Origin of the sequence: Neoroseomonas rubea, assembly GCF_016106015.1 — a bacterium.
Lineage (GTDB): Bacteria > Pseudomonadota > Alphaproteobacteria > Acetobacterales > Acetobacteraceae > Neoroseomonas > Neoroseomonas rubea.
Genome location: NZ_JACADQ010000231.1, coordinates 1 through 6,707, shown reverse-complemented (window position 1 = coordinate 6,707; position 6,707 = coordinate 1). Strand labels below are relative to the sequence as shown.

The 6,707-nt window shown below is 71.5% G+C and carries 7 protein-coding genes; 4 read left to right on the top strand and 3 right to left on the bottom strand.

Annotated features, from left to right (window positions below; all coding sequences use genetic code 11):
* Nucleotides 1–125: 125 nt before the first annotated feature.
* From HW577_RS17920 to HW577_RS17905, 4 genes are all read left to right on the top strand, one after another.
* Nucleotides 126–1,139, top strand: coding sequence for a WD40 repeat domain-containing protein (locus HW577_RS17920; RefSeq protein ID WP_198377510.1), 1,014 nt, complete (start codon nucleotides 126–128; stop codon nucleotides 1,137–1,139).
* Entirely contained in the window at nucleotides 1,139–1,963 is an 825-nt protein-coding gene (locus HW577_RS17915) for an aldo/keto reductase (RefSeq protein WP_198377509.1), read from the top strand. The genes HW577_RS17920 and HW577_RS17915 overlap by 1 nt, the downstream gene beginning before the upstream one ends.
* Nucleotides 1,964–2,036: 73 nt before the next feature.
* Nucleotides 2,037–2,453 carry a DUF3775 domain-containing protein gene (locus HW577_RS17910; RefSeq protein WP_198377508.1) on the top strand — a complete coding sequence of 139 codons (417 nt, stop codon included), beginning with the start codon at nucleotides 2,037–2,039 and terminating at the stop codon, nucleotides 2,451–2,453.
* The gene (locus tag HW577_RS17905; RefSeq protein WP_198377507.1) at nucleotides 2,450–2,863 is read left to right on the top strand and encodes a hypothetical protein; all 414 of its coding nucleotides are present in this window, start codon (nucleotides 2,450–2,452) and stop codon (nucleotides 2,861–2,863) included. Before HW577_RS17910 ends, HW577_RS17905 begins: the two co-directional genes overlap by 4 nt.
* Here the strand turns inward: HW577_RS17905 and HW577_RS17900 are convergent.
* The 3 genes from HW577_RS17900 to HW577_RS17890 form a co-directional block, all read right to left on the bottom strand.
* Nucleotides 2,850–3,572 (bottom strand): DUF1194 domain-containing protein, encoded by a 723-nt coding sequence (locus tag HW577_RS17900; RefSeq protein WP_198377506.1) that lies wholly within the window; start codon nucleotides 3,570–3,572, stop codon nucleotides 2,850–2,852. The two genes, HW577_RS17905 and HW577_RS17900, sit on opposite strands and share 14 nt — an antisense overlap.
* Before the next feature lie 71 nt (nucleotides 3,573–3,643).
* On the bottom strand, nucleotides 3,644–4,792 hold the full coding sequence (locus HW577_RS17895) for a DegT/DnrJ/EryC1/StrS family aminotransferase (protein WP_198377505.1): 1,149 nt from the start codon (nucleotides 4,790–4,792) through the stop codon (nucleotides 3,644–3,646).
* A gap of 99 nt (nucleotides 4,793–4,891) precedes the next feature.
* Nucleotides 4,892–6,707, bottom strand: a 1,816-nt coding sequence (locus tag HW577_RS17890) for a polysaccharide biosynthesis protein (protein WP_198377504.1), incomplete at its 5' end; no start/stop codon positions are given.

The window sequence follows — 6,707 nt, the reverse complement described above, 5'->3', positions numbered from 1 at the left end:
GGAGGGGAACCTCCCCCGAACCCCCTCCCTTCTTTGTCGGTCTGGCTCCGGCCTCTGATGTCAGTTCTCAACAGACAGAAAAAGGAGGGGGCCCGGGGGAGTTCCCTCCCCCGGCCTGTCCACCCATGAGCGCCACCGAAGCCGACTTCCTCCTCGAATCCCGTGGCCGCGCGACCGATCTCGGCGCTTGGGTGATCGGGCTCGCCTTCTCGCGCGACAGTGCGCTGGCGGGCTTCGCCCTCGGCGACGGCACACTGCGGCTTTCCGAAGGCTGGGCCAGCGTGGCCGCGCATGATGGCGCCTGCCTCGCCATTGCGCCGGACGCGAAGGACGGCTTCGTGACGGGCGGCGACGATGGCCGGATGGTGCGCGTCGCGCCGGATGGTACCGCGACGGAACTCGCAAAGTACGGTTCCCGCTGGGTCGAGCAGGTGGCGACCCACGACTCCGGCCTGCGCGCCGCGGCGGTCGGCAAGGCGGTGCACCTGCTGGACGGCAAGGGCGCGGCGCTGAAGTCGCTCGCCCATCCGTCCTCCGTCACCGGCATCGCCTTCGACGCCAAGGGCAAGCGCATCGCGGCGTCGCACTACAACGGCGCGTCCCTCTGGTTCGTCGCGGCGAAGGAGGACAAGCCGCGGCTCCTGGAATGGAAGGGCAGCCACACCGGCGTGGTGATCAGCCCGGATGGCACGCATGTCGTGACGTCGATGCAGGAGAACACGCTGCATGGCTGGCGACTGGCCGATGGGCAGCACATGCGCATGGCGGGGTATCCGTCCAAAACCAAGTCGCTCGGCTTCACGGCGAAGGGGCGCTGGCTTGCCACCGCCGGAGCCGATTGCGTCGTGCTCTGGCCCTTCTTCGGCGGCGGGCCGATGGGCAAGGCGCCGACGGAACTCGCGGGCGGCGACGGCGTGCTCTGCACCATGGTCGCCTGCCATCCGACGCAGGAAGTCGTGGCGGCGGGCTTCGGGGATGGGCTGGTGCTGATCGCGGACATTGCCTCGGGCCGCGTCGTGCCCGTCGCCGCACCGCGTGGATCGGCCGTCTCGGCGCTCGGCTGGAACGATGTGGGTTCGCACCTCGCCTTCGGGACGGAGGCGGGCTTCGCCGGCATCGTGGACCTGACCCGGCGATGATGGCCCCGATCCTCGAGACACCGCGGCTGCGCATCCCCCGCCTGGGCCTCGGCACCTGGGCGCTGCGTGGGGCGGAGGCGCAGCGCGCCGTGGAAGGTGCGATTGGCCTCGGCTACCGGCACATCGACACGGCGGCGATGTACGGCAACGAGGAGGCGGTCGGCGCCGGCCTCGCCGCCTCTGGCGTGCGGCGCGAGGAGATATTCCTGACCACCAAGGTCTGGTGGACGGAACTCGCGCCCGATGCGCTGCGCGCCTCGGCCGAGGCGTCGCTGAAGCGGCTCGCCACCCCCTATGCCGACCTGATCCTGATCCACTGGCCGGCCAGGGGCATGGATCTCGCCGCCTCGCTCGGCGCCTTGCAGCGGCTGAAGGCGGATGGGCTGGCGCGTGCCGTCGGCGTCTCCAACTTCCCGCCCGGGCTGCTGCGCCGCGCGCTCGGCCTCGGCATCGCGGAGATCGCGGCACTGCAGGTCGAATGCCATGTCTATCTCTGGCAAGAACCGCTCGCGGCGCTGTGCCGGGAACATGGGCTGGCGCTCACCGCCTATTCGCCGGTGGCCAAGGCGAGCGTGAACGACGACCCGGTGATGCGAGGCATCGCCGCGAAGCATGGCGTGAGCCCCGTGCAGGTCGCGCTCGCCTGGCTGCTGACGCAGGAGAACCTGGTCGCCATCCCAAAGTCGGGCCGGCCGGAGGGGCAGCGGGACAATCTCGCCGCGGCATCGATCCGGCTCGACGCCGCGGACATGGCGGCGATCGCTGCGCTGCCCAAGGATCGCCGCCTCGTGAACCCGGAATTCGCGCCGGACTGGGCCGCCTGAGGGGCTGCCCGGGGGTGGCACGCCGCCCCCCGCCCATGCTTGATTGCCGCGCAAATCTACCGGAGCACCGACCATGCCCCCACGCAGCGACGACGAGGAATTCGACCTCGGCATCAGCCTCGAATCCATCGCCGCGATCGTCGATGCCGCCCGCGCCGTGCAGGAAGGCGAGGAAAGCGGCGCGGTCGCGCGCGAGGAGGACGAGGAGGAAGGCCTCGACGCCGAGGACGAGGAGAACATGGATGAGGACGCGCTGCGCGCCTTCATCGCCGACCTGAACGAGGACGAGCAGGCCTCCCTCATCGCGCTCGCCTGGATCGGCCGTGGCGACTATTCGGGCGAGGAATGGGAGGAAGCGCGGACACTCGCCAAGGAGCGCAATATCCGCGACCCGGCCGAGTACCTTCTCGGCATCGAGATGCTGGGCGACATGCTCGAGGAAGGGCTCGCCGAGCTTGGCCTGTCGCTCGAGGATGCGGACGGCTCGTGAGAAGTCTCCTGGTCGTGGCGCTCGCCCTCGCGGTCGCATCCTGTTCCGCGCGCGATTCCGCGGTGGCGGAGGATGGGCGCGAAAGGCTCGTTGGCCTGCGCGCGGACGATCTGCGGCTGTGCGCGGGCGTGCCGAACCTGACAGCCTCCTCCCCCGGCGGCGAGTTCTGGACCTATGACCGCACGCCGCCCGCGTCCGGCGTCTCGGCGCCGGTGCCGGTGATCGGCGGCTCGCTCAGCGTCGCGGCGGGCTCGACCTGCCGCGTGACCTTCCAGCTGGTGGATGGGCGCGTGACGCGCATCGGCTATTCGGCCGAATCGGCGCTGCCGCTCTCCCAGAACGCGGCCTGCGCGCCAGTGGTCCAGGGCTGCCTCGGCATGGTCGACCGGCAGCAGGTCAGGCGGGAATAGGACCGTCCCAGGGCCGGCCGGCAATTTCCCGGATCAGCTTGCGCTTCACTGCCATCCCGAAGCTTTCGAAATCCTCGGCGACGATCATGAAGGCGCCGTCGCCGCCGATCACGTTCTCCCGGTAGTAGTCGTCGAGCGGCACCGGCGGCAGCCGCCCGAAGGTCGGCCGGTCGTTGATGATGGGCAGGCCGTTGATGGTGATGCCCTCGGCTACCGCCGCGTCGCGTTCCCGATCCGCCGGCGGGCCGGAATTGTTCACCCCGTCGCCCGAGACATCGATCACGCGCCGCGTCGCCTCCCACGGGCATTCGGCCATGACTGCCCGCGAATGACGGATGGCACCGGAGATGGACGTCCAGGACAGCGAGGCGCGCGCGGCTTCCGCGAGTTCCGCGGCCCAGGCATCGGCATGGGCCTGCGTGGCGATGCGCCGCCAGGGGATGACCGTGCGCTGGTATTCGATGCCCGCCCATTCGACATAGGCGATGCCGACGGCGCCGATCATGCCGCCGCGGATGGCGGCGACCACCACGGGGTCCGACACCGCCGTGCGATAGCCTTCCCGCTGCAGCCGCGCCTCGTCCTCGTCGATCGAGCGGGAGACGTCCACCGCGAGGACGAGGGCGACGTCGATCGCCTCCTCGGCCCTTGGGCTGCGGAGCGGAACGGCCGCGGCACCCGCCGCGGCGAGAAGGGTTCTCCGGCGCATCGCTGCCTCCTCGGCTCGACGCGCCATGGTGGGCTGGCCCACGGCCCGGATTCAACCTCTACGTGCGGCTGTTACAAGGCTGCCAGCACAGCCGCGGCTGCGCGCGCCGCATCCGCCTCGCTCATGTAGGGGTGCATGGGCAGCGACAGGACCTGGTGGCAGAGCGCCTCGCTGACCGGCAGCGCCGGCGGCCCGCCCGCGATCGATGCCGCGTGATGCGCCGCATAGGCCGGCTGGTGGTGCAGCGCCTTGGGGTAATAGATGCCGCAGCCTATCTTCGCCTCGCCCAGCGCCGCCTGCACCCGCGCCCGCGTCGGCGCGTCGGGCAGGCGGATGGTGTAGAGGCCATAGGCGTTCTCGGCACCCGCAAGGTGGCGCTGCACGCCGACGCGGCCCGAAAGCACCCCGTCATAGGCCGCGCCGAGCCGCCGCCGCTGCGCGAGCTCGCCTTCCAGCAGCCCCATCTTGGCCAGCAGGATCGTCGCCTGGAGGGTGTCGAGCCGCCCGTTCATGCCCGTGCGTTCCACCTCGTAGCGCGTCTTGCCTTCGCCATGGGTGCGCAGCGAACGGTAGAGCTCGGCGCGCGCGGCGTCGTCGGTCAGCAGCGCACCGCCATCGCCATAGGCCCCGAGCGTCTTGGTGGGATAGAAGGACAGTGCCGCCGCATGGCCCCAGCGGCCGAGACGCTTGCCGTGCAGCGCCGCGCCGAAGGCCTGTGCCGCGTCATCCAGCGCGAACATCCCCTCCCGCGCGCACATCGCCTCGATCGCCCGCCAGTCCGCCGGCAGGCCGAACAGGTCGACACCCACCACGGCGCGCGGCGTAAGCCGGCCATCCTTCTTCACCATCGCGATGCGGCGCTCGAGGTCGGCGATGTCGATGTTGAAGGTCTCGGCGTCCACATCCACGAAGACCGGCGTCGCGCCGAGCACGAGCGGCACCTCGGCCGTCGCGGTGTAGGTGAAGGCGGGCAGGAAGACCGCGTCGCCGCGGCCGATGCCCTCGGCCATCATCGCGATCTGCAGCGCATCGGTGCCGGAGGAGACGCCGACGGCATGCGCGCAGCCGGCGAAGGCCGCGAGCCTTTCCTCGAGCTCGCCCACCTCCGGCCCGTTGATGAAGCGCCCGCTGTCGAGCACCGCCGCGATGCGGCGGTCCAGCTCGGGCCGGATCAGGGCCTGCTGGGCCTTCACGTCGAACAGCGCGATGGGGGCGGTCATGTCGTGTCCTAGGGCTCCCGCAAGGTAGGGGCCGTCATAGACCCTGCCGCCGCGTCGCGCGCAATCACCCTTGGTGACCTTGTGCAACGCAACGCGCCGCTACCGTATCGCGGCCGTTCCTTCCGGCGCGTGCTCGAACTCCGGAACCAGCCGGCCGAGTTGCGCGAGCGCGGCGCGCGGGCTGCCGCCGCGCGACGCCGCCGCGATCTCGTCGATGGCCCGGCCGACCAGCGCCGTATCCGCGGTGCGCGGCGTCGCCACGAGCAGGCCGGGATAGGCGGTCGGCCGCGGGGCCTCCTTGCCGTGGAAAAGCTCCTCGAACAGCTTCTCGCCGGGGCGCAGCCCTGTGAAGCGGATCTCGACATCCTCGTCCGGGCGCAGGCCGGCGAGGCGGATCATGCGCCGGGCGAGATCAACGATCTTCACCGGCTCCCCCATGTCGAGCACGAAGATCCCGCCCTCGGCCAGTTCGGGCGGCATGTTCTCCGGGTCGGTGGTGCCGACGACGCTCGCCTGGAGTACCAAGCCCACCGCTTCGCGCACCGTCATGAAGTAGCGGCGCATGTCGGGATGCGTGACGGTCAGCGGCCCGCCGCGTTCGAGCTGGCGGCGGAACAGCGGCACGACGGACCCGGTCGAGCCCAGCACGTTGCCGAAGCGCACCGTGATGCAGCGCATGCCCGCCGTTCCGTGCCGTGCCTCCACATCCAGCGCCTGGCAGTACATCTCGGCCAGCCGCTTCGAGGCGCCCATGACCGAGGTCGGGTTCACCGCCTTGTCGGTCGAGATGAAGACCATCGCCAGCGTACCGACCGCGCGCGCCGCATCCGCCACGATGCGCGTCCCCAGCGCGTTGGTCAGCAACCCTTCGAGCGGGTCGTTCTCGACCATCGGCACGTGCTTCAGCGCGGCCGCGTGGAAGACGAGTTCGGGGCGGATCTCGTCGAACAGGCGGCGGATGCGCGGCTCGTCCCGCACATCGGCAAGCACGGCGCGGCGCGCGACTTCCGGGTGCTTCTCCCGCAATTCGAGGTCGATCTCGTACAGGACATATTCGCCATGATCGAGCAGCGTGAGCGTCGCCGGCCCGAGTGCTGCGACCTGACGCGCGAGCTCCCCGCCGATCGTCCCGCCCGCGCCGGTGACGAGAACGCGTCGCCCCTGCACCAGCCGCGCCATCCCTTCCCGGTCGAGCGGCACCTGCGGCCGGTCGAGCAGGTCCTCGATAGAGACGGGGCGGAGTTCGACGCGCCGCTCCCCATCCCCGCCCGCGGGGTCGAGCCGCGTGGGCGCCGGCGCGCGCCGCACCGGCACGCCGTGGCGGTCGGCGGCATCGAGCAGCGCCTCCAGCGCCGGCGGTTCGAGCCCAGAGGCGAGCACGATGACCGAGGGCAGCCGCCCTTCCGCGCGCAGCGCGTCGAGGACCTGCTCGGTATCATCGACCGTGCCCAGGATAGCGTGGCCCTGCATCCGCCGCCCCGCCTGCCGCGCGCGCAGCGACAGGATGCCCAGCACCCGATACGGCGCCAGCCGGTCGCGCGACAGCGCGCGCAGGAACAGGTCCGTCCCTTCGGCCGCGCCGACCAGCAGCACGTTCTGCGCATCCGGCGCCGCGGCGCTGGCGTGGCGCTCGGCCTGCAGCAGGCTGGCGACGCGCCCGGCCAGCAGCAACGCGGCGAGGGCTGCGCCATGGATCACCGGGAAGGCGCCGTTGGGCGGACGCCACCCATCGGCCACATGCAGCCCGGCGATGAACAGCATCGCCGCGCCGGCCGCCGCGCCGACCACGGCGAGCAGATCCTTGAGCCCGGCGAAGCGCCAGTACTGCACCGGAAGGCGCAGCGGCGCGCCGGCCGCCAGCAGCGCCAGCACCGCGCCTGCGATCGCCGGCGCCCACCAGCCCGCCGGCGGCCAG

Excerpts from the sequence above, each read along its gene's own strand:
- HW577_RS17900 (WP_198377506.1), bottom strand. The coding sequence starts at position 3,572 with ATGCGCCGGAGAACCCTTCTCGCCGCGGCGGGTGCCGCGGCCGTTCCG.
- HW577_RS17895 (WP_198377505.1), bottom strand. The coding sequence starts at position 4,792 with ATGACCGCCCCCATCGCGCTGTTCGACGTGAAGGCCCAGCAGGCCCTG.
- HW577_RS17915 (WP_198377509.1), top strand. The coding sequence starts at position 1,139 with ATGGCCCCGATCCTCGAGACACCGCGGCTGCGCATCCCCCGCCTGGGC.
- HW577_RS17920 (WP_198377510.1), top strand. The coding sequence starts at position 126 with ATGAGCGCCACCGAAGCCGACTTCCTCCTCGAATCCCGTGGCCGCGCG.
- HW577_RS17910 (WP_198377508.1), top strand. The coding sequence starts at position 2,037 with ATGCCCCCACGCAGCGACGACGAGGAATTCGACCTCGGCATCAGCCTC.